Genomic DNA, 327 nt, shown 5'->3' on the forward strand with positions numbered 1-327 from the left:
TACAGAAGCGATGTACATGTCGTTCCACGTTTCTAAGGCATGGTTCCAGCAATAGCGGCCGTAGTCCGTCAGTTCCACCAGAACAGACTGCATCTCGATATTGGGATAGAGACGGATCTTGTGGGTGTTGATCGGCATGGGGAACGCCTCCGCTAAGCTGAGCAAGAAGTGGGAACGTTTGTTTTATTACACTTCTAGCTTAACAAAAGGAAACGCATCCAGCAATCAAAAGGGTTCTGTACAAAAGCCCTATACATCCCACCAGCCCGAAGAGCATTACCGCTCCTCTGGAGCAATCTGCCCAATATTTGACATCATTTGTCCCTG

General features: G+C 48.3%; 1 protein-coding gene. It reads right to left on the reverse strand.

The window, feature by feature from the left end; all coding sequences use genetic code 11:
• The coding region (locus L248_RS15660; protein WP_155828666.1) for a helix-turn-helix domain-containing protein at positions 1 to 138 on the reverse strand (138 nt) is incomplete at its 3' end.
• Between the last annotated feature and the right edge of the window lie 189 nt (positions 139 to 327).

It is taken from the genome of Schleiferilactobacillus shenzhenensis LY-73 (assembly GCF_000469325.1).
Taxonomy (GTDB): Bacteria; Bacillota; Bacilli; order Lactobacillales; family Lactobacillaceae; genus Schleiferilactobacillus; species Schleiferilactobacillus shenzhenensis.